At 57.0% G+C, this 26,037-nt stretch carries 3 protein-coding genes; all 3 read left to right on the top strand.

Features of this window, described 5'->3' with window-relative positions; genetic code table 11:
- Positions 1 to 109: 109 nt before the first annotated feature.
- The 3 genes from TH4_RS03580 to TH4_RS03570 all read left to right on the top strand — a co-directional run bounded on the left by TH4_RS03580 (position 110) and on the right by TH4_RS03570 (position 26,009).
- Positions 110 to 2,596 carry a type I secretion system permease/ATPase gene (locus tag TH4_RS03580; RefSeq protein ID WP_064779917.1) on the top strand — a complete coding sequence of 829 codons (2,487 nt, stop codon included), beginning with the start codon at positions 110 to 112 and terminating at the stop codon, positions 2,594 to 2,596.
- Entirely contained in the window at positions 2,596 to 3,903 is a 1,308-nt protein-coding gene (locus TH4_RS03575) for an HlyD family type I secretion periplasmic adaptor subunit (protein ID WP_008888392.1), read from the top strand. The genes TH4_RS03580 and TH4_RS03575 overlap by 1 nt, the downstream gene beginning before the upstream one ends.
- Before the next feature lie 245 nt (positions 3,904 to 4,148).
- The gene (locus TH4_RS03570; protein WP_064779916.1) at positions 4,149 to 26,009 is read left to right on the top strand and encodes a M10 family metallopeptidase C-terminal domain-containing protein; all 21,861 of its coding nucleotides are present in this window, start codon (positions 4,149 to 4,151) and stop codon (positions 26,007 to 26,009) included.
- The last annotated feature ends 28 nt before the right edge of the window (positions 26,010 to 26,037 follow it).

Below are 26,037 nucleotides of genomic sequence, written 5' to 3'. Positions count from 1 at the left end.
GTGGCTTTGCCGCGCGGGTGGTTTGTCATGCGCAATTGCCAAATGGTCAACGGCAACAGATATAAGAGATCTGCCCTTGTTTCATGGGCGGTGGTAGTGGAAGGACTTGATGAGCCTGTTGGATAGAATCCGACCAACCCGCAAATCGGATGCGGGACGCGAAGGGGATCGTACCCCGCTGGAACGGTTGTTCTGGCGGTCGATTGCGCTTGTCGGCGGATTCTCGATGGTGATCAACCTGCTGAACATGGTGATCCCGATATATTCCATGCAGGTGTTTGACCGGGTTCTTTCCAGCCGGTCGGTGGATACGCTGGCCCTCCTTACCCTGGGCATTGGTCTTGTTCTGGTTTTCATCGCCTCAATGGAACAGCTGCGATCACGGGTTTTGATCCGGGTCGGGACGGCACTTGATCTGCGTTTGGGCGGGGAGCTGTTTGCCCACGTTGTGCAGCAATCGGCACGCGGCAGCCAGATGCGCCAGCGACCTTTGCGCGATCTATATGGTTTGCGCGGGTTCCTGACCGGTAGTGGGCCGTTTGCCCTGATCGATTTCATGTGGGCCCCGGTCTATATCGGGGTTGTGTTCATCTTTGATACCCGGCTTGGCATGGTGGCATGTGGTGGGGCGTTGCTTTTGATCGTGATTGCGATTGCCAACGAAGCCGCGGCCAAGATTTCCGTCGACCGGTCCGAAGAAAGCCAGAACCGCGGTATTGCGCAGGAAGAAACCTATGTCCGCAATGCCGAGGCGATGGAAGCGATGGGCATGACCCAGTCTGCCCGTCAGCGTTGGCAGGCGGACCAGTCAGACTCGCTTTATTGGGAAGGTCAGGCCAGCCGCCGTGTTGGCACATCGACCACGTTATCGCATTTTGTCCGCCTTGCCATGCAGGTCTGCTTTATCGGGGTTGGCGCCTATCTGGTTCTGTCCGAAAGCATTACGATCGGCATCATGGTGGCGTCCATGATCCTTGGCATGCGCGGTTTGGCGCCATTTGATGGCGCAGTGACCGCATGGCGCAGCTGGAATGCGGCCCGCAGTTCGTTCGAGCGTCTTAATAATATCCTGCTTGAAAAACGTCAGACGGTCCCGGCACCCATGCCGCGCGGACGCGGCATGTCGGTCAGTGTCGATCGTCTTGTCTTTGCGCCGCCCAACAGCCGCAATGTGCTTTTCAAGGGATTCTCGTTCAAGGCCGGACCGGGGCAGATCATTGCAATCGCCGGGTTCAACGGGGTCGGCAAGACCGCGCTTTTGAAGCTGATCATGGGCATCTGGTTGCCGGGTTCGGGGTCGGTCAAGCTTGACGACGTTGAAGCATCCCGCGCAGATCGCACCGAAATGGGCGCGCAGATAGGGTATCTGGCGCAAAACCCGTTCCTGTTCCCAGGCACAATTGCCGAAAACATTGCCCGTCTTGGCAATGCGGAAATGCGCGACATCATTCAGGCTGCTGAATTGGCAGGCGCGCATCAGTTCATTCTGGATTTGCCAGATGGCTATGACACGCGGGTTGATCGTGGCGGTCGCAATCTTTCGGGCGGGCAGCGACAATTGATCGCACTCGCTGCCGCCCTGTTTTCGCGTCCGCGTTTGTTGTTGCTTGATGAACCGACAACAGCCCTTGATGACAATGGCGTTACCCATATCAGCGAACTGATCGATGTTTTGCGCCGAAACGGCATCACGACCTTTATCGTCAGTCACGAACGCGAAATTCTGGCACGCGCCGATGCCATTCTGGCACTGGCCGACGGGCAAATTCAGGTTGTGCCGGTTAAGGGTGGCGCGAAATCAGCAGTATCAAAACCGGTTCCGGAAAGTGATCAAATTGCGCGTGGCCTGCCACCAATGTCCCGCCCGGCCGAGCCAATGGCCGACGCGTTGCCATCTGATGGTCAAATGCGCATCACCCCCAAACAGATTGCCGTGCCCAATCCCGACGCACCGCGCCCGATTGTCGAGAAAAACACGGTCCCCAATACCCATCCGGCAGCAGCCATGAGCGCGCCGGAACCTGAGGTCGGGATCGAGGAAACACCTGAGATCGCGGATTTCGGTGCCACCGGTGAAGCAGGTTCTGGTCGCGCACAAGCTGCGAAGCAGGCGGCAGGTATCGCCAAAACAGAAATGAAACCACAGCCGACCCCGGGTGGCACGATGATGACCATGCGCCCGGTCAGCAAGAAACAAGCCGCGACAAATGACGCAGCCCGCAAGGACCCACCGGCCCGCGCATCGCGTGAAGCCCGTCCGGCAAGTGCCGCCGACCTTGCGCCCAAGCGCGCCCCGACCAAGCCAAAGGCCCAGCCGGAACGCGCAGCGCAAGCGGCCCGCAAGCCTGCGCCACAGCGCAAAATGAGCGAAGCTGAAGCCATCGCCAAGGCCCGCGAAGAAGCCGCGATGCGCATGCGCAAAGTGCGCGAAGATGCCGAACGCGCCGCTGCTGCGCGTGCACCGCGCCGCAAACCGGCCGAGGCAGAAGACCGCCCGATGGATCGCGCACAACCAAGTGCACAAAATACCCGTCGCGGACGTCCGCAATTGCGTGTGGTTGAAGGATCGGCTGAACGTCGACAGGGTGGTGCCTGATGTCTGGTGGTGTGCAACTTCCAACCGCGCGCGAGCTTAGTACCGATGTTAAGCCGTTGGTGCGGATCGGCTTTTTGATCCTGTTTTTGGGCTTTGGTTCGGTCCTGCTGTGGGCCGGTACGGCCGAGGTTAATTCGGCGGCCACGGCCAGTGGTGTGGTAGCACCATTTTCGGGCCGGCAAAGCGTTCAGCATCTTGAAGGCGGCATCATTCGCGACATTCTTGTGCGCAATGGTACGCGGGTCCAGGCGGGTGATGTCCTGATCAGGCTTGATGATACCCGTTCACGGGCAAGTTTTGATCTGCTCAATAACCGTTACCTCAATGCGCTGGCGACCCAGACGCGGCTGATTGCCGAACGGGCGCAGGATGATTACTTGTCATTCCCGCCGCCGCTTGAAGATCCGCGCTATTTTTCCATCACCGATGCACAACGCACCCTGTTTGACAGTCGTCGCAGTGCTTTTGCCGGTGAACTTGCGCTCTATGACGAGCGCATCAAGGAATTGCGTCGCGAGATTATTGGCACACGCGAACAAAAGACCGCTGCCGAACAGCAGGTCGGGATCGTCAAGGAAGAGCTCGCCATGGTCAAGCCGATGGTCGATCTTGGCTATGCACGGCGGACCCGGTTGCTGCAACTCGAAAGCCGGTTGGTCGAAACCCTTGGCAATATCGGGCGGTTTTCCGCCGACATTGCCCGGATCGAACAGCAAATCCAGCAGGTCAAGGCCAGCCAGTCACAGCTGATGCGCGACCACCTGCAATCGATCAACACAGAATTGCGCGATATCCAAAGCGAGATTTCCGATCTGAACGAACGCCTGCGCTCGGCCGAGGATATTCTGGTGCGTTCCGACATCAAGGCGCCACGCAACGGCACAGTCACCAACATGCAGTTCACCACGGTCGGCGGGGTCATCCCGCCCGGTGCACAGGTGCTTGAAATCGTGCCGGCGGATGATCGGCTTGTGATCGAGGCCCGCGTTTCCCCGAACGATATTGACGTCGTTTCGGCCGGTCTCCCGGTCAATATCCGGGTGACATCGTTCAGTCAGCGCTGGTTTGCGCCGGTCAAGGGCACGGTAACTGATGTCTCGCCGGACCGGCTGACGGACTCCGAAGGCCGATCCTATTTCCAGGCCATGGTCGAGATTGATGCCGAAAGCCTGGCAGAGCATGAAGGGATGATTTTGTCGCCCGGCATGCCCGCCCAGTTGGAGATCGTAACGGGTGCCAGAACGATTCTCGCTTACCTGTTTTCACCGATCACCACCAGCTTTGATCGCGCATTCCGCGAACAATGATCCGGTAAATAACGTATAGGTCATGGCAGGTGAATTTATACAACCTGACAGATTCTGACAGGCCGGGCTTTTTCCTTCCAAAACGCCGGAAAATATGAGAAAAAACGCATCAACCGTACCCGGGCGAGTCATTTTCTATTGATGATTCGCATAAATCTAATTTATACTACGGTATAAGTCGATTCTGGGGCCGATTGTTCGCCGCAGTACTGGTAAAAATAATTCCCATGTAGGGAGTATGTGTTTTGGTCTCGCCCGCCAACCAAGACGATGGTGTTGGAATTACCGACACCGATATTGATCAGGTTCTTGATGACCGCGCAGAAGGGGATTCTGCTGCGGTCAAAAATGATTCTGGGGCAGGCTCTTCGGGCGAAGGCAACTCTCAATCCGCTGCAACGCAGGTTTTCACCAACATCCAGAACGTGATTGGCACTGCCTATGACGATGTTCTGGTGGGCGATGGTGGTGACAACACCCTGATTGGTGGCGAAGGCGACGACATTCTCGAATCGGGCGAGGGTGAGGATGTTGTTACCGGCGGCGAAGGGCGCGATACCTTCGTGCTCCAAAGTGGTTTCGAGCAAACCACAATCACCGACTTCAACATTGACGAAGATGAGTTGGCACTCAGCGACCTTGGCGTCGACAGTGTCAGCGAACTCATGGCGCTGGCCAGTGAAGATGCATCCGGCAATGCCTTCATCGTGTTTGCCACCGGCGACAAGGTGATTTTCGAGGGCGTGTCGAAGGCAGATCTTGCCAATGTGACGCTGGTGGATGTCCCGCAGATCAACGAAGTTTATGTCGCGACCGAGGGCGGGGATGCTGCCTCCACCGATGGCGAAGCCAATGTGATTCAAGGTGGGACAGGCGACGACATCATCATCGGTTCGGATGGTGATGATGTTATTTTGCCGGGCGCTGGTGTTGACAGCATTGATGGCGGTGCTGGCGAAGATACCCTGTCATTTGACGGGGCTTCTGACAGTGTACGCGCCGATCTTTCGCAAGGTTCCTCAACCGATGCCACCGGTGCCAATCGGACGTCATTTGAAAATATTGAAAATCTCCGTGGCTCATCGGGTGATGATGTTCTGACGGGTGATTCCGGCAATAACAGCATGTCGGGTGGTGATGGTGACGACACCTTTGCCGCAAGCGACGGTGCGGACGTTGTTGACGGTGGCGCGGGCGAAAATACCCTTGATTACAGCCAGTCTGATAAGGGTGTTGAAGTCAATCTGGAGTCCGGCGCTGGTCGCACAAATGACGCGCAAGATACGCCGTCGCAAAGCGATACCGGTAGCTCAGCCGATGGTGCCGCAAGCGGTGATGCGACAGGCGATAGTGGCACAGGCGGTACGGAAGCCGGTGGTACGGAAACTGGTTCCGGCAGCACCGGGGAAGCGGGTTCGACAGATTCTGGTGAAACCTCTGGCGGGGCTTCTAATGAGGCTTCCGGTGATGGCGCGACCGGTGCATCCGGTAGTGAAGAAACCACCCAGAGTGATGGCGGGGCCACTAGTGATTCCAGCAGTTCCGGTGAAACCACGACTGGCGATGCGGTAACGGAAACCGGTTCAACGGGCAGTTCTGAAACACAGGAAGATACCACCTCGGGCGAGGCCACATCTGGCGGTTCAGAAAGCACAGACGAAACGGGCAGCACCGGCGATAGCGCGTCGGAAACACCAACCGATGGCGGTTCAGGTGCTGCATCCGGTTCCGAAGCGACCGGTAACGAAACCGGTGCGTCTTCGGGCGAAACTTCCGGATCGACGGACGGTGGAAGCACGACAGGCGAAACCGCATCAGGTGAGACGGAGCCCGTTACGGGTGGTTCCGATTCTGATGACGCAACCGGCGGAGAAGAAGCTTCAGGCTCTGACAGCGCTGAAGTCGTTGACGGTTCTGATACGGGTTCTGGCGCAGGTTCAGAAGCTGGTACGGGCACCGAGACCTCTGGTGAAGCCACATCTGGCGGCGAAACCAGCGGAGAGACTGGTTCTGAAAGTGCTTCTGCTGGCAGCGGTGAAGATACGCTGGGTTCCGGCGATACCGAAGGTGGTGCAACCGATACTGGCAGTACGGATTCCGGTGATGCTGCGGGCGAAGGTACTGAGCAGCCGGTAGACGAAGCAACTGGCGAGACATCCGGCGATGAAACCGCTGGCGCGGGTGCTTCCTCTGGCGAAGCAGAGACCAGTGAAGAAACCGCGGGTGACGAAGCCGGTGCCGACAGCCCGGCTGGCGAAACCAGCCCGAAGACAGAAGACAATACAGGCACCGGTGCCCAGGCGGGTGCCGAAGCTGGTTCGGAAACCGGCGGTGAGACAACTGAGGCACAGGCTGGTTCTCAAACCACTGGCGAAGGCAGCGACGAAACACCGTCAGAAGGCTCCGGCGAGACAGGATCAGGCGACGGTGCCGCTGATGGCGATCAGGCGTCTGACGCGGGTTCAACTTCCGATGAGACCGCAAGCCAAGAAACCACCGGTGAAGAAACCGCATCGGACGATACCACCGAAGGCGGCGAAGCTGGCGCAGCACCCGAAGGTGACGCCGGACAAGAAACCTCTGGCGATGCAGCCTCGGGCGAGGACGCAACGGGTGGTGAAACAACCGGCAGTGCTGAGGGTGAAGCGGATGGCGACGTAACCGATGCCGATGACGGCGATGCCAACGCCTTTGACAATAATCCTTCGGGTGCGGCCGATGTCGTTCAGGGCGACGGCGAGACAGATACTCTGGGTGGGGCTGGCGGAAATGACACCCTTCAGGGCAATGACGGCGATGACACGCTTGAAGGCGGTGCTGGCAATGACCTTTTGCAGGGTGGTGGCGGCAATGATGTCCTGCGCGGTGAAAGCGGCAACGACATCCTGCAGGGCGGTGATGGTAGCGACAGCCTGTTTGGTGGCGATGACGACGACGTGCTGCAGGGCGGGGCTGGCAACGACCTTCTGGTGGGTGGTTCCGGCAATGATGTCATGGCGGGTGGATCGGGTGACGACTTCCTGCGTGGGGGCCAGGGCGATGATCACATCCAGGGTGGCAGTGGTGTCGATACTGTAAGCTATAGCGATGCTGAAAGTGCCGTCACGGTTGACCTCGCCAATGAAACCGCGACGGGCGGAGCAGGCAATGACGTCGTTCAGATGGTGGAAAACGTCGTCGGTTCCGACTTTGACGATCACATTGCGGGTGATGATGCCGACAACGTCCTTGAAGGCGGTGCGGGCATCGATACGCTGACCGGTGGTGCGGGTAATGACACCCTGACCGGTGGTTCGGGTGCCGATGACTTTGAGCTGACCGAGAATTTCGGCAATGACACGATCACTGATTTTGCCGGTTCGGAAGACATTATAGATCTTTCCAAACTCGGCATTCAGGACTTTGCAAACCTGCAAACCATGATGTCCGATGATGGTAATGGCAACACCGTTATCGATTTCGGGGATCAGGGCACGCTCACCCTTGAAGGTGTCAGCAGCGACAGCCTGACCGCGGATGATTTCCGCGGTTTTGGTCGCATTTTCGAAACCGAAGACAATGACGTCGGTGCCGGGACAGACGGCAATGATGCGCTTTATGGGTATGGCGGTGACGATACGCTCAGCGGTGGGGGTGGCGATGACGTCATTTCTGGCGGCTATGGCGATGATACGGTTTCGGGCGGGGCAGGTAACGATACCCTGCGTGGTCAGGAAGGTATTGATACCGTCGACTATTCCGGTGCGAATGGCGGTGTTCAGGTTGACCTTGGCGCAGGGACTGCGAAGGGTGCCGATGGCAACGATGTTCTTGATCGTATCGAGAATGCGACTGGTTCCGCCTATGATGACGAACTTTACGGCGATAACGGTGTCAACGTTTTGCGCGGCGGTGCGGGCAATGACACGCTTGTTGGTCGTGGTGGCAATGACACCCTTGATGGCGGCGAAGGCAACGACCTGTTTGTTGGCGAAGAAGGCAACGATACCCTCATCGGCGGTGAAGGCAGTGACACACTTGATCTGAGTGCGCGCGAAAGCGGTCAGGAAGTTAATCTCGAGGATGGATCCGCGCGTGACGGCCAAACCGGCGAAACTGATACACTGATTAGTGTTGAGAACGTAATTACTGGTGCTGGCGATGACACTGTCATTGCGTCCAGTGACGCCAATGTCATTTCGACCGGCGCAGGGGATGACGTCATTCGCGGCGTTGGCGGTAGCGACACCGTCGACGGTGGTGATGGCAATGATACGGTTTCCTTTGGCAATGAGTCGGGGCTGAATGTCGATCTTGCGAACGGTACCGCCACGATGGGTTCCGGCACGACGCAACTGTCCAACATCGAAAATATTACCGGGTCTGCAAACAACGATGTCATCTCCGGTGACGACGGTGTGAATACGCTTTCGGGCATGGCTGGTGATGACACCATTTCCGGTGGCGGCGGTGACGACGTCCTTTCTGGCGGTGCTGGGAACGATACAGTTGATTACACCGACGTTGATGGCGGTGTGACGGTTGACCTCTCGACCGGCGCGGCAACCGGTGACGGCAATGACACCCTTTCGGGCTTTGAAAACGTTGTTTCCGGTTCCGGTGACGATACGGTTTATGGCAACGCGTCCGACAACATCATTGATACCGGTGCTGGCGACGATACGGTCTTTGGAAGTGCCGGTGATGACACCCTGATTGGTGGCGAGGGCAACGATACCCTAAGCTATAACGCTGGTGTGACAGGTCCTGGGTCGGCCGTGACGGTTGACCTCGAGGCAGGAACGGTTTCCGGAAACGACTCTACCGACGTTATCTCCGGTTTCGAGAAGATCGAGGGTTCATCGGCCAGCGACACCATGCTGGGCAGCGGCGGTGACGATATCTTCTTCGCCGGTGCGGGCAGCGATACCATTGATGGTCGCGGCGGTGACGATACGCTGACCGGTGGATCGGGTGCCGATACCTTCGTTGTTCGGGCTGGCAGCGGTAATGATCTCGTAACCGATTTCGATCCTGTGAACGACGTCATTGATATTCAGGGTATTGACGGTCTTGAGCTGTTCTCTGATGTCGCCGACTTTATCGGCGAAGATGCGGCGGGCAATGCGACAATTACGGTCGGCGATGCCGTCATTACCCTTGAAGGTGTTAATCCCGATAGCCTGACCTATGCCAATTTCAAGGGCATCCGTTCGCTGGAAGGTACCGAGGACAGGGACGTCCTGATTGGTACTAACCGAAGTGATGTGATTAGTGCCAAAGACGGCAACGATATGGTTTCCGGCGGTGCCGGAAACGATACGATTGATGGTGGTGCTGGCAATGATTTCATAACCGGTGGAACCGGCACTGACACTATTACCGGCGGTACGGGTGACGATGCGATCAATGGCGGTGCCGGCAATGATGATCTTGATGGTGGCGATGGTAACGATACCCTAAGCTATCAGGGTGCTGACGGTGGTGTTGTTGTCGACCTTGCGACCGGACAGGCAACTGCGTCTGACGGCACAGATACAATTGCCAATTTTGAAAATGTCACGGGCTCGTCCTTTAACGACACTCTGGCCGGCGATGACATTGCGAACGTGCTTGATGGCGGCGCAGGTAACGATGTTCTTGATGGTCGTGCTGGCGATGATGTGCTCAATGGCGGTGCCGGTAACGATACAATGGCGGGTGGCGCCGGCAATGACCGGATTTCTGGTGGTCTTGGCTCCGATACCGTTACCTATGCCGATGCATCCGGTGGCGTAAATGTCGATCTTGCTGTGGGCACGGCATCGGGTGCGGATGGCAACGACACGCTAAGCTCTGTCGAAAATATTGTCGGCTCGGATTTCGATGATGTGCTGACTGGCGATCAGTTTAGTAACGTCATCGAAGGTGGCGCTGGTGATGACACCATCACTGCAGGTGGCGGCAACGATGTTGTTTCCGGCGGTGAAGGTGCTGATACCTTTGTCTTTGGTACCGAGACTGGCCGGACCGTCATCACAGATTTCAATCCGGCAGAAGACAAGATTGATCTTGCTGGCTTCAATGTTCCGAACTTTGAAGCACTCAAGAAAATGCTCGGTACGGACAATGCGGGCAATGCAGTCATCACTATAAATGACAGCACTATCGTCCTGAATGGTGTTTCACCCGAAAACCTGACCGCGGACAACTTTATTGACATTGAAACCCTGGGTGCGACCGAGGGTAATGATGTTTTGCAGGGATCCTTGGCGGCCGAGGTGATTGATGGCCTTGCGGGCAATGATACGATTGCTGGCGGTGCAGGTGATGACACAATTTTCGGTAACAGCGGTGATGACACCATTTCCGGCGGCTTGGGTCGGGATGTCATCGACGGTGGTGACGGCGAAGATACGGTTGACTATTCGGCCGACAATGGCGTTTCAGTCAATCTCGAAGCTGGCATCGGCGGTGTCGGGAACGAAGACACACTGATTGATATCGAAAATGTTCTTGGTTCAAACCAGAACGACACGATCATCGGAAATGATGGTGCCAACACATTGTCCGGCGGTGCTGGTAATGACACCATTTCCGGCGGTGCCGGTGATGACGCATTGCTTGGTGGGACAGGCAATGACAGGCTTTCAGGCGGTGAAGGCAATGACACCGTATTGGGTGGTTCGGGCAACGACTTACTCGCCGGCGGCCTTGGCAATGACACCCTTGTCGGCGGTAATGGTACAGATACAGCTGACTACAGCGATGCCGACGGCTCTGTAACCGTTGATCTTTCCGAGGGGACTGCAAGCGGTGCCGCTGGCAACGATGCCCTTGAAAGCATTGAGAGTGTCCTGGGTTCAGATCACGACGACACCCTGATTGGTGACGATGCCAACAACACCCTTTCCGGTGGTTCGGGTGACGACATCCTTGATGGTGGTGCCGGCGACGACCTTCTGATCGGTGGCGCAGGCAGTGACACCATAGAAGGTGGCGACGGCGACGACACTGTAACCTATGCGAATGGCGGCGCGGTTAACGTTGACCTGTCGGCAGGAACGGCGAGCAATGCCGGCGGTACTGACAGCATTAGTGGCGTTGAAAATGTCATCGGTTCTGGCCAGGCCGATATCATCACCGGCGATGACGGTAACAACGTTATCAATGCCGGGGCCGGTGCTGATACCATCACCGGTGGTGCGGGTGATGACACCCTGACCGGTGGGACGGGGTCGGATGTTTACGTTGTTGGTCCGGATGCCGGAACCGATACCATCACCGACTTTGCCGTTGGCGAGGACCAGATTGATATTCGTGCTCTGGGTGTTGATACCTACGGCGCGCTTTACGAGATGATGTCCGAAAACGAAAACGGTGACCTTGTCATCGATTTCGGCGAAGGCACATCGATGGTGCTTGAAGGTGTCAGCCTTGAAGATATCACCGCAGACAACTTCATCGGGGTGCGTGACATTGTCGGAACGTCTGGTGATGACACCATGTCGGGGACCGATGGTCGGGACACGATGTCGGGTCTTGATGGCAACGACATCATTGATGGTGTTCAAGGCGATGACAGCATCTTTGGCGGTGCTGGCGACGACACCCTGATTGGCGGTCAAGGTGATGATATCCTGGATGGTGGCACAGGCGTCGATACAGTTGATTATTCCGACGAAACTGCTGGTATCAATGTCAATCTCAACGCCGGGACGGCCGCGGCACAAAGTGGCAATGATCAGATTCGGAATGTCGAAAACATCGTTGCCGGTGCGGGCAATGATGTCCTGATTGGTTCTGATGTCGATAACATCCTCGCAGGCGGCGAAGGTGACGACCTTCTTGAAGGACTGGGCGGGGATGACACCCTGTCGGGCGGTGCGGGCAAAGATACCGCAAGTTACACCAATGCCGAGGGCGGGGTTACTGTTGACCTTGCTGCACAAACGGCAAGTGGTGCGGCGGGTGAAGATACGCTTGAAAGCATCGAAAACGTCACCGGTTCGGCCCACGACGATATTCTGATTGGCGATGCTGGTGCCAACACGATTGATGCTGGCGCAGGCAATGACTCCCTGATCGCAAGTGGCGGCGATGATGTGCTGCGCGGTGGTACCGGGGTTGATGGCGTTGATTACGGTAATGCGACTGGCGGTATTACGGCTGATCTGGGCGCGGGCACTGTAACCGGGCTTGGCAATGATACGCTTTCGGGTATCGAAAATCTCAGCGGCTCTGATTTTGATGACACCATCACGGGTGATCAGGGGAACAACGTCCTGTCCGGTGAGGGGGGTGATGACATTCTGTCAGGTGGCAAAGGTAACGACACCCTTCTTGGTGGTGCCGGTGACGACACCCTGATCGGTGGCCTTGGCAAAGACCTGATTGATGGTGGTGACGGGATTGATACGGTTGATTACTCCGGCGCAGAGCAGGGGGTAACCCTCGACCTTGCGACGGGTAAAACCGACGAAGAGACTGGTGATACGGTTCTTAATGTTGAAAATGTAGTCGGTTCGAACCGGAACGACGTTATTACCGGTTCGGATAGTGATAACACCATTTTGACTGGCGGCGGGAACGACATTATCAACGGCAGTGCCGGTGATGACGTGATCGATGGTGGCGCCGGTCAGGACGTGATTGATTACAGCAACAGCGAAACCGGCGTTGATGTTGACCTTGAAGCCGGTTCGGCCGCCAAATCTGACGGTACCGATCTGCTGAGCAATATCGAAGACGTGATTGGCTCGGATGCCAATGACAGCATCGGTGGTTCGGATGCAGCCAATACCCTGTCGGGTGGGGCGGGTAATGACACGATTGAAGGTCGCGCTGGCAATGACGTGATTTCCGGTGGCTCGGGTGATGACACCCTGTCGGGTGGTGAAGGGACCGATACCCTTGATTATTCCGAGGCAACCGGGGCGCAGAACATTGATCTGTCTGCTGGAACTGCGACCGGCGCAGATGGCAATGACACGATTTCCGGTTTCGAAAACGTCACCGGTACAGAATTTAATGACACCATCACGGGCGACGAAGCCGATAACGTGATCACTGGCGGTGCCGGTAACGACATGCTGATCGGCGGTGCTGGAGACGACATCCTTGATGGCGGCGCAGGCGATGACAGCTTCGTCGGTGAACTTGGCGATGACACTTATATTGGTGGTTCGGGTGCCGATACGCTTGATTACTCGGATGCTGCGTCCGGCCTGAATATCAATCTGGGCACCAACACGGCAACCGGTGAAGATACCGGTACCGACACCTTTAGCGGCATCGAACAGATCATTGCATCTGACCATGATGACGTCATCACCGGTGGTGGCAACAACGACACCATTCTTGCCGGCGACGGCGATGACAGCATCACCGGTGGTGCCGGGAATGACGTTGTCGAAGGTGGCGCTGGCAACGATACTATTTCCGGCGGTGCGGGTAACGATACGCTTGACGGAGGCGAGGGCGAAGATACCCTCTCGTTTACCGGTGAGTCAGGTGTTTCAGTTGATCTTCAGACGGGCGGAACCAGCACCAGTGATACGATTTCGAACTTTGAAAACATCACTGGTACCGTTGGCGCGGATACCCTGCGTGGGGATGGTGGACGCAACACACTGTCAGGTGAAGCGGGCAATGACATCCTTGATGGTCGTGCCGGCGATGACGTCCTTCTGGGCGGTGCTGGCAATGATACGCTGCGCGGCGGTGTTGGTAGCGACACCATCGACGGTGGTGCAGGGAACGATACCCTCGATCTGAGTGATATCTCCGGCGACCAGACCGTTGATTTCACCGACGGCACAGCCACCAATGGCATTGATACCGACACCTTTACCAATATTGAAAATGTCACGACCGGCGACGGCGATGACCTGATCACTGGCGACGACAATGGCAACGTTATCAATGCAGGTAACGGCGACAACACCGTCAATGCCGGCGACGGTAGTGACGTTATCACCACCGGCGAGGGCGCCGATATTGTCGATGGCGGTGCGGGTAATGACACCATCAATACCGGTGACGGGGCGGATACCGTTCTTGGCGGTGAAGGTGACGACGTCATTTCTTCTGGCAGCGGAGATGACCTTGTCGAAGGTGGCGCTGGAAATGATATCATTTCAGGCGGTGCCGGCAGTGACACGCTCGATGGTGGCGCAGGCAACGACACCTTGCAGTCGGGTGCCGGTGATGACCGCCTAATTGGTGGCGAAGGCTTGGATACTGCAAGCTATGTCGACTCTCAGTCTGCCGTCACAGTTGATACCAGCAACAATACCGTATCCGGCACTGCAACCGGAACCGATACCCTTGAGGGTATTGAGGCGATCCGTGGTTCCGAGTTCAGCGACACCTTTATCGGTGGTGAACAGAGCGATACCTTTATCGGGGGTGCAGGGGATGACACCTTTGATGCCGGTGCGGGTGATGACACGCTGACGCTTGGAAGCGGTTCGGACCAGGTGATATTCAATCCGGGCGACGGGCAGGATACGGTTACTGATTTCAATCCGCTCGCCGATACCATTGACCTGACCAGTTTCAACATTGCTGGTTATGGTGCGCTTGAGAAAATGTTTGGCACGGACGCCAATGGTGATCTGACCATCACGTTTGACAGTGGTGACACCATCACGCTGCAAGGCGTCACTCCGTCAGAGCTTAGCGCAGACAACTTCATCGGTGTTGAAGTCCAGCTCGGGTCTGAGAATGCCGATGAAATGATCGGCGGTAGTGGCGATGACATCATCAACGCCCTTGAAGGCGACGACACGATTGATGGTGGTGCCGGCAATGACCGCCTGATCGGAGGCGAAGGCAACGATACCGTCGATGGTGGTATCGGCAATGATACGCTGGTTGGTAATGCTGGATCGGATTTGCTGCGTGGTGGCGACGGTAACGATACCGCCGATTACTCGACCGAAGGCGCAGGTATCAATGCCGACCTTGAGGCGGGAACAGTCACCGGTGGTGACGGCGATGACGTCCTTGAAAGTATTGAAAACGTCACCGGTACCCTGTTTGACGATACCCTGTCGGGCAATGATGAAAACAACACCCTAACCGGTCTTGCAGGTGATGACACCTTTGTCGGTGGCGCGGGCGATGATGTGCTTGATGGCGGCGAAGGTTCCGATACCGCCGATTACAGCAGTGCGGATCAGGGCGTTGATGTCGATCTGGGGGCGGGCATCGCAACCGGTCAGGGCAATGATACGCTGGTCGACATCGAAAACGTCGTTGGTTCCGACTTCAACGACAAGATTGCCGGTGACGAGAGCAACAACACCATTTCCGGCGGTGCCGGTGGCGACGCGATCAATGGTGGTGCTGGCAATGACGTTATTGATGGCGGCGAAGGCATTGACGAAATCAGCGGTGGTGCAGGCGACGACATCATCGATGGTGGTGCCGGTGGCGACATCCTTCTGGGTGAAGCTGGCAACGACACCATCAGCGGTGGCGAAGGCGACGATATTGTCGAAGGCGGCGCTGGCAGCGACTGGGTCTTTGGCGATGCCGGGGATGACATCCTTGATGGTGGTAACGGCGAGAATGATATCGATACAGTCGACTATTCCAATGTCGATGCTGGTGTCACGGTCGATCTGGTCAAGGAATATGCGACCGGTGGCGGCGGGGACGACATTGTTCGTAACTTCGAACGCGTCATCGGCACCGACTACACCGATACCCTTGTTGGCAGCGACGGGATCAACACCCTTGATGGTGGTTCGGGCAACGATACCCTCGTTGGCGGTTCGGGCGATGATGTCCTGATCACCGGCGAAGGCGAAGATCTGATCGTGCTTGAGCCTGGTAGCGGTCATGACACCGTTACCGACTTTGACGTTGAAAAAGACATCATCGATCTGTCGGCCTACGGCATCGAGGATTATGCCACCCTTCGTGACCAGATGGCCGATGATGAAAACGGCAATGCCGTCATCACCCTTGGCGATGGCGACAGCATCACCCTTGAAGGTGTCTCGGTCGATGATCTTGGTCAGAAAAACTTCTTTGGCTATGACGCCATCTTTGGCACCGAGTTCGAAGATGACATCACCGGTAGCCAGATCAGTGACGAAATCCATGCCCTTGAAAGCGACGACATCGTCGACGGTCAGGCCGGTGATGATGATATCTATGGCGACGAGGGTAATGACACGCTGATCGGTGGCGCAGGTGACGATACCCTGCGCGGCGGCGATGGCAGTGATACCGCCGATTATTCCGACACCTCTGATGGCGTCACCGTTGACCTTGGTGCAGGCACCGCGACGGGTGAGGCTGGCAACGATACCCTTGAAAGCATCGAAAACGTTACCGGCGGTAATGGTGACGATGTTCTGATCGGTGATGAAAATGCCAACATCCTTGATGGTGGTGCAGGCAATGACACGGTCTTTGGCAATGACGGTGATGACACGCTGATCGGCGGCGAAGGCGAAGATGTCCTGTCCTACGAAGACTCTGAAAGTGGCGTGAATGTCGACCTTGATGCCGGTACTGCAACCGGTGGTGCGGGCAATGACACGCTTGATGGTTTCGAGACCCTGATCGGGTCCGACCATGATGACACCCTGGCGGGCAACGAATTCGACAACGTCATTGATGGTGGCGCAGGCAATGACACGCTTTCGGGCGGCGCGGGTAACGATACCCTGATCGGCGGCGAAGGCGACGATATCGTCGATTATTCCGACCAGACCGATGGTGTGGTTGTCGATCTTGAAAACGGCACCGGTACAGCGACCGATGGCACCGATACCCTTGACGGTATCGAAGGTGCGACAGGTGGTGCGGGTGATGACACCCTGACCGGGTCGACCGGTGACAACATCCTTTCTGGTGGTGCCGGAAACGATACGCTTTCGGGCGGTGCGGGCAATGATACGCTTGCCGGTGGCGAAGGTGCCGACCTGATTGATGGCGGTGCCGGTGATGACGTTCTGTCGTTTGAAGGTGAAAATATTGCCGCAGATGGCGACACCACCGACCATGTCGGCAGCCCAACCACCGATGGGACTGGCGAAGTTGCCGATATCTCGGGCAAGAACCTGTCTGATGACAGTTTCGTTGGCGGCGAAGGCAATGACACGCTGGTTGCCGGTTCCGGTGACGATGCGATCATTCTTGATCGCGATCATGAAAACGGTGCGGCCAACCCGTCCATCGTTGATATCGAAAACATCGATGCTGGTGACGGCAATGACGTCGTCGACCTGACCAGCAACACCCATTCCTATGGCGATGTCACGGTTGAGGGCGGCGCGGGCGATGACACCATCTGGTCAAACGATGGTGATGACGTCCTTCTGGGCGGCGAAGGTGCCGACAACATCAATGGCGGTGCCGGCAACGATACCCTTGATGGTGGTGCGGGTGACGACGTTCTTGATGGCGGCGAAGGTTCTGACACCATCGACGGTGGTACCGGCAATGACACCATTAAAGCCGGTGCTGGCGATGACGTCCTGCTGGGCGGCGACGGCGATGACACGCTTGATCTGTCCGCTGCTGATGGCGCGACCATTGATCTTGGCGCAGGCACCGCAAGCAGCGGTGAAACCGGCAGTGACAGCATTTCGGGCTTTGAAAATGTCATCGCCACCGATGGTGATGACACCATTACCGGATCGTCCGGCGATAACACGATTGATGCCGGTGCGGGCAATGACACCGTTACCCTTGATGGCGGCAATGACGACATCGATGGCGGCGACGGTATTGATACCCTTGATCTTTCTGGCACCACGGGTGGAGTGAATGTCGATCTGGCGGCTGGTACGGCAAGTGGTGCCAATACCGGATCGGACAGTATTGCGAACTTCGAAAATGTCACCGGCTCTAACGATGCCGATGTGATCAACGGTTCGGATGATGCCAACATCATTGATGGTGGGGCTGGCAACGACACACTTGATGGTGGTGAAGGTGACGATACGCTCTCAGGTGGTGAAGGTGCCGATACGTTTGTCTTCGAAGACGGTACGGATACCGACCTTGTCACTGATTTCGATCTGACGTCGGATACGATTTCGCTGCCGGATCTGGGCATTTCGGCCTGGACCGATCTGCAACCGTTGCTGTCTGACGGCCCTGACGGTGCGGTTATTACCCTGCCATCTGGCGGCACGGTGACCCTGTCGGGTGTGGCCGTTGGTGACCTGACCCCGGATCACTTTACCGGTATCGACAATGTCGGCACGCCGGGTGAAGACACCCTTGGCGGTGGCAGTGGTAATGACTCTGTCGGCGGCGGTGCCGGGAATGACACGGTCGACGGTGGCGACGGAAACGACACCGTCGACGGCGGCGATGGTGATGACACTGTCGGTGGTGGTTCGGGTGATGACACCGTGATTGGCGGTGGCGGCAATGATACGCTCGGCGGTGGCGAAGGATCTGACACCCTTGATGGCGGCGACGGTAACGATGTTCTTCAGTTCGAAGCGGACCGTATTGGCCAGGCCGGTGATGAAACCGACCATGCCGGCAGCCCGGGCGTTGATGGTACAGGTGATGTTGCCGACCTTGAGGGCCTTGGTCTAAGCGATGATCAGTTTGATGGCGGCGAAGGCATCGATACCCTTCTCGGGACATCGGGTGGCGACGCGATCATTCTCGATAACGATCATGCCGATGGATCGAACGCACCGTCGATTTCCGGCGTCGAAGTCATCGACACGGGAGCTGGCGACGACGTTGTCGACCTGACCAGCCAGACGGATTCCTATGGCGATGTATCGGTTGATGCCGGAACGGGTGACGACACCGTCTGGACCAACGAAGGCAATGACAGCATCAGCGGTGGTGATGGCAATGATCACATCAATGCCGGTGCAGGAAATGACATCGTTGATGGCGGTGCAGGCAATGACACAGTGGTCGGCAGTGCTGGCAACGATACCCTTTCGGGGGGTGACGGCTTTGACACGCTTGATATGTCCGATGTCGAGGCTGACATCGCGGTCAATCTGCAGGATGGCACTGCTCAAAGCAGCGAAACCGGCGATGACGTCATTTCCGGCTTTGAAAATGTCACCACCGGTACAGGTGACGATGTCATTACCGGCAGCAGCGCCGATGACACCATTTCGTCTGGTGCCGGTGCCGATACCATTGATGGCGGCGATGGCATCGATCTGATCGATGGCGGTGCAAGCAATGACGTCATTTCCGACGGCGCGGGCAGCGACCTTGTCCTGGGTGGTGCCGGTGACGATACGGTCATTGCCGGTGCAGGCAATGACAGCCTTGATGGTGGCGACGGCACTGATACCCTTGATATGTCGAACGCAACCGGTGGTGCGGTTGTCGATCTTGGTGCGGGCACGGCAAGCTCGACTGAAACCGGCAATGATCAGTTCTCTAACATCGAAAATGTCACGACCGGTGCCGGTGATGACCAGATTACCGGATCGAACGGCGATAACGTCATCAAGGCCGGCGCAGGCAACGACACCATCGACGGCGGTGCTGGCGATGACACGGTTGCCGGTGGTGCTGGCTCCGATACCTTCATCTTTGCCGATGGCACCGATGATGATGTCGTAAGCGACTTCACTCCTGGCGAAGACAAAATCTCGATTGATGATCTTGGCCTCGAAAGCTGGGGTGATCTGGTTCCGCTGCTAAGTGAGAACGGCGACGGTAACGCGGTCCTGACCCTGCCTGCTGGCGGTACGGTGACCTTCGTCAATGTTGCTCTCAGCGACCTGAGTGCTGATGATTTCAACAACATCACTGATGGCGCGACCCCGTACGACGATACCCTGCAAGGGACCGATGATGATGACACCATCGATGCCCTTGCCGGTGATGACACGGTTGCCGGTGGTGCGGGCGATGACACCCTGCTTGGCAATGACGGTGCCGACACCCTTGACGGCGGTTCGGGCAGTGACAGCCTTGATGGTGGTGCAGGCAACGATACGCTGACCGGTGGTGAAGGCGACGACGCCCTTTCGGGTGGGGCCGACAATGACGAACTCAGCGGCGGTGCCGGTGACGATACCCTTGATGGCGGTGCAGGCGACGACGTCCTGAACTTCGAAGCAGACGGCACAGCCACCAGCGGTGATACAACCGAAAACACTGGCAGCCCGGGTGTTGATGGCACCGGGGATGTTGCTGATATCAGCGGTAAGAACATCTCTGACGATACCTTTATCGGTGGCGAGGGTAATGACACCCTTGATATGTCCGATGGTGAGGACGCACTGGTTCTCGATGGTTCGAAACTTCGTGATGGTCAAACCACCACGCCGACGACCGAAACCCGCACCCTTGGCCTGACAGAATCGGCAAGCTCCGCTGATGTTCAGGCGGCTTGGTCCGATGCCAACCTCTATGCCTTTGACTTTGGAACGTCCTATGTCGATGTCGATGGCAAGCTGAACCTCGCGGCGGCGGATGACGCGGTCAACTTTGATGGCAATGGCATCGGTAATGACGGCGGCGGCATCGCTGGTGGTCAGATCAACCACGATGCCCAGTCCGGCGAAAGCGAAGCCATCGTTGTCGATCTTGGTTCGGATGCCTCAACAGCCACGGTTCAGGTTTCCAACCTGATGGCCGGTGAAGGCGGCGGTGAGATCGGGTCATGGAAGGCCTTTGATGCCGATGGCAACCTTGTCGCATCCGGCACGCTTGATGACAGCACCGTCAACTACACCAGCAACGGTGTCGGCACGGCAACCATCAACGCCACCGATGGTACTGGCAATGCGGTCGAATTCCGCTATATCGCATTTGAAAGCGAGCCGTATGCCAATGGCTCGACCGGTTCTGACAGCAGTGACTTCTTTGTCCGCTCGATCAGCTTCGACACCACCGTCGATGAAACCACGACCGACGGCGCACGCCTTGACGGGGTCGAGGTCATTAATGCCGGTTCTGGCGATGACGTTGTCGACCTGACCAGTGACACCCTTTCCTATGGCGATGTCACCATCAATGGTGGTGCGGGTAACGATACCCTTTGGGGTAACGCCGGTGACGACACCATCAATGGTGAACTTGGTCATGACAACCTGCATGGTGGTGCGGGTAACGATTACCTTGATGGCAGCTATGGCGACGACATCATCAATGGTGGCGTTGGCGATGATACGCTGCAGGGTGGTATCGGCGACGATACCCTGCGCGGTGGTGCGGGCAATGACATCATTGTCGGTGGTGCAGATGAAGACGTCGTCATGTACGACGATGCGACGTCTGCTGTTGATGTTGATCTGGCGAACTACACCGCGACCGGTGGTGCCGGGAATGACGCGATCTATCATGTCGAAAACGTCATCGGTTCTGATCACGACGACACAATCGCTGGTGATGCGAAATCCAACATTCTTGATGGTGGTGCCGGTGACGATACGCTGTCGGGCGGTGCTGGAAACGACACCCTGATTGGTGGCGAAGGCGTTGATACCGCTGATTACAGCAACGCAAGCAACCCGGTAAATGCCGATCTTGCGACCGGCACGGCCAAGGTCGGCACAACCGAAACCGACAAGCTTTCGGGCATCGAAAACCTGATTGGCTCGAATGGCAACGACAGGCTTTCCGGCTCGGACGATAACAACACCCTGACCGGCGGCCTTGGTAACGACATCCTGTCGGGTCGTGCGGGCGATGACCTGCTTGAAGGTGGTGCCGGTGACGACATCCTTGATGGCGGCGAAGGCAATGACACCATCAATGGCGGTGACGGCAGCGACGTGATCACTGCCGGTGCCGGTGCGGATATCGTTGATGGTGGTGCGGGCAACGATACCGTCATGGCAGGTGCAGGTGATGACACTCTTGCCGGTGGCGAAGGTAACGACACCCTTGATCTCAGTGATGCCACCAGCGGCGCCACGGTTGACCTTGTGGCCGGTACGGCAAGCAGTTCTGAAACCGGCAATGACACCATTTCCGGCTTTGAAAATGTGATCGGCAGTGCCGCGGCAGACACCATTACCGGTGACGCGGCCAACAACACGATTGCCGCTGGCGATGGTGCGGATGTCATTGATGATGGTGCGGGCAACGACGTGGTCGATGCCGGTGCGGGTAACGATACCCTGATGGCGTCTTCTGGCGACGACACCCTTGATGGTGGCGCCGGCGAAGATACGCTTGATATGTCTGCTGCCAACGGTTCGACAGTGGATCTGTCGGCTGGTAGCGCGACCTCGGCCGAGACCGGAACGGATGCGATCAGCAACATCGAAAATGTCATCGGATCAGATGGCGACGATGTTCTGACCGGATCAAGTGGCGCCAACACGCTGATCGGTGGTGCGGGTGATGACACCATCGAAGGTGGCGCAGGTGGCGACTATCTTGATGGTGGTGAAGGCCGCGACACCATCAGTTACGAAGGATCCGACGAAGGCGTTGAAATCTTCCTTGGTGACACCGACGCCCATACCCATAACCCGGGTGAGGGCGGACGTGCCTTTGGCGGCGATGCGGTTGGTGATATCCTTGCCAACTTCGAAAAGGTCATCGCATCCGCCCATGACGACTATGTCTATGGCAACAGCCAGAACAACGAAGTTGATCTGGGTGCGGGTAATGACACGTTTGACAATGTCGAAGCCGACATCAGCGAAGACACCGTCGATGGCGGCGCCGGCAACGATGTCATCTGGACTGGCGATGGTGCCGATACCCTGATCGGCGGCGAAGGTAATGATACGCTGCATGGCGAACGTGGCGACGACTACCTTGACGGTGGTGCGGGCAACGACACGCTTTATGGCGATCAGGGCAACGATACCATCGATGGCGGTGCCGGCGATGACGTCATCCATACCGGTTCGGGGGCCGACGTTGTTCAGGTCACCAGCCTGATCGGTAACAAGGTCGTCATTGACTTCAATACCAGCGTCGATCAGATCTCGCTCGATGCGCTCGATATCAGTACCTGGTCGGAACTGGCCCCGCTTCTGTCCGAAGTGAATGGCAACACGGTCATTGATCTTGGCGATCAGGGCTCTGTCACGCTGCGCGGTGTCCGCCTGAATGATGTTTCATCCGACATGTTTGTCGGTATCGAAAATGATGGTGGCCCGACTCAGTTTGACGATGTCCTGCTGGGCACCAGCGAGGATGATTATATCGACGCCCTTGCCGGAGATGACACCGTCGATGGCGGTGCGGGCAATGACACGCTCAATGGCATGGAAGGCAACGATACTCTTTCGGGTGGCGATGGTAATGACACCATCACCGGCGGCAGCGGCAATGATGTGATTTCCGGTGGTTCGGGTAACGACAGTCTCGAAGGCAATGAAGGCGATGACGTCATCGAAGGCAATGCCGGTGACGATACCCTGATCGGTCATGCCGGTAACGACGTCATGGATGGCGGCGGCGGGGATGATTACATCGACGGCATGGAAGGTGACGACACCATCACCGGTGGCGATGAAACCGACACCATTTACGGATCGGCCGGTAATGATTCGCTTGATGGCGAAGGCGGCGACGACGTTCTGTATGGCGGTGATGACAATGACAGCATCGCTGGCGGTGCTGGCAATGACCTGCTGTCGGGGGATGCTGGCAATGACACCCTTGATGGTGGCATCGGCAACGATACCCTCCTTGGCGGTGATGGTGACGATACGCTTCTCGGTGGCGACGGTGATGACGTTCTGTCGGGTGGCAATGGTAATGATCTTCTCGATGGTGGGGTCGGGAACGACACCCTGACCGGAACCGATGGCACCGATACGCTTCTTGGTGGTTCGGGTAACGATACGCTTGACGGCGGTGCGGGTGATGACACCTATACCGGCGGTACGGGTGCGGATGAAATTATCGTATCGAACAATTCCGGCAATAAGGTCGTTACCGACTTCAGCATTAATGAAGACAAGATCAATCTGGCGTCGCTCGACATTGATGACTGGGGTGATCTACAAGAACAGATGAGCCAGGTCGGCAACGACATCGTCATCAACCTCAATGGTCAGGGCACGCTGACGCTTGTTGGCATCTCGATGAGCCAGCTTAAGGCGGATATGTTTGTCGGTGTAGAACAGGCCTCCGGCCCGACGCCGTATGATGATCTGCTTTATGGCACCAGCAACAACGACACGATTGCTGCCCTTGCCGGCGATGACACCGTCTATGGCCTGAATGGTCAGGACACGATTTCCGGCATGGAAGGCAATGACAGCCTGTATGGTGGTGACGGCGATGACACGCTTTCGGGTGATGACGGCAACGACCTGATCGAAGGCGGCAGTGGCCAGGACAGCATTACGGGCGGCACCGGCGACGACACTCTTGATGGTGGCTCGGGCGATGACCGCGTCTGGGGTGGTGACGGTGCTGATACCATCACCGGTGGTCAGGGTCAGGACAAGCTGTATGGCGAAGCTGGCAATGACACCATCAATGGCGGTACCGGCGATGACAGCATCCTTGGTGGTGACGGTAACGACGTTATTGATGGCGGTGAAAATAACGACCGTCTCTATGGCGGCGAAGGCGATGACACCATCGAAGGCGGCAATGGCGACGACAAACTGTATGGCGATGCCGGCAATGACACCCTGATGGGTGGTGCTGGTCATGACAGCCTTGTCGGGGGTACCGGTCGCGATACCGCAAGCTATGCCAACTCGACCACAGCAGTTGCCGCAAATCTTGAAAGCGGCACCGCAAGCAGCAGCGTTGGGAATGACAAGCTAAGCTCGATCGAAGACCTGATTGGTTCGAACTTCAACGATTACCTGTTTGGTGACGATGGCGCGAACCTGCTGTCGGGTCTTGATGGCAATGACATCCTTGGCGGTGACGACGGGGATGACACCATCTGGGGCGGCAATGGCAATGACAGCATCAATGGTGGCCGCGGTTCGGACCTGATCGATGCCGGTGCTGGCGACGATTACATCGAATACCAGAAGGATGCGAGCTGGACCGGCAGTTATGCTGCGAAAAACGTTGGCGATCCGGGGATGGATGGCACCAACGAACAGATCAATCTTTCGGGCTATAACCGTTCCGAAGACATCATTGATGGCGGTTCGGGCACCGATACCCTGGCAATGACCAGCGGCAACGACGCCCTGTTCCTTGAAGATCGCCTGACCGATCCGGGCACCAGCCCGCGCATCTCCAATATCGAAGTGATCGATGCCGGTAACGGCGATGACATCATCGATCTGACCAGTGATACGCTGTCTTATGGTGATGTAACCATCCTTGGTGGCACTGGCGATGACATCGTCTGGAGCAACGCCGGCGATGACGTGATTGATGGCGGTACTGGGAACGACACCCTGTGGGGTGGTTCGGGTGCTGATACGATCACGGGCGGTGCCGGTCAGGATGTTCTCAATGGCGGGGCCGGTGATGATGTCCTGCAATACAACGCCGATGGCGTTTGGGATAACAACTGGTATGCCGTGAACAACGGGTCACCCGGCGAAGATGGTCATCAGAACGACAGTGGCTGGGGTCATCACCATTTCCATGGCAATGGCTGGGGCCATAATGAGGGTGGCGACACTGGTACTGGCGAGACGGTCAATCTGGGTGGCTATAACCAGTCGAACGATGTCTTCACCGGTGGTGAGGGTGTCGACACCCTGAAAATGACCAGCGGCAATGACGCCCTGTTCCTCGATGATGACGTCAGTGACGGTGATGCCAATGTCCGCATCAGCGGGATCGAAGTGATCGAGGCAGGTGATGGTAACGACATCATTGATCTGACCAGCGACACCGAAAGCTATGGCGATGTCACCCTTGATGGCGGTGCCGGTAACGATACGCTTTGGGGCAATGCCGGTGATGATTTGTTGCTGGGTGGTTCGGGCGATGACCATCTTTATGGCAGTGCCGGTGATGATACGCTGACCGGCGGGACTGGTTGGGATACCTTCCAGATCGGCAAAGCTGATGGGCATGACATCATTACCGACTTCAAGCCGGGCGAAGACATCATCGATCTGTCGGAGTGGAACTACAACAACTTCAACCAGGTCCTCAATGACATGCATCTCGATACCGATGGCAATGTCGTCATTGAACTGGGCAATGATGCCTCTGTCACGCTGATGGGGGTCAATGATCCGGATGATCTGGATGCTGATGACTTCGGCTTTGGCAACTGATCAAGGATCAGAAGTCTGATTGAATAAA

This window comes from Thalassospira tepidiphila MCCC 1A03514 (assembly GCF_001662875.1).
In the GTDB taxonomy this organism is placed as follows: Bacteria; Pseudomonadota; Alphaproteobacteria; order Rhodospirillales; family Thalassospiraceae; genus Thalassospira; species Thalassospira tepidiphila.
The sequence above is the reverse complement of the archived record's forward strand: the minus strand, read 5'-3'. Positions and strand labels throughout refer to the sequence as shown.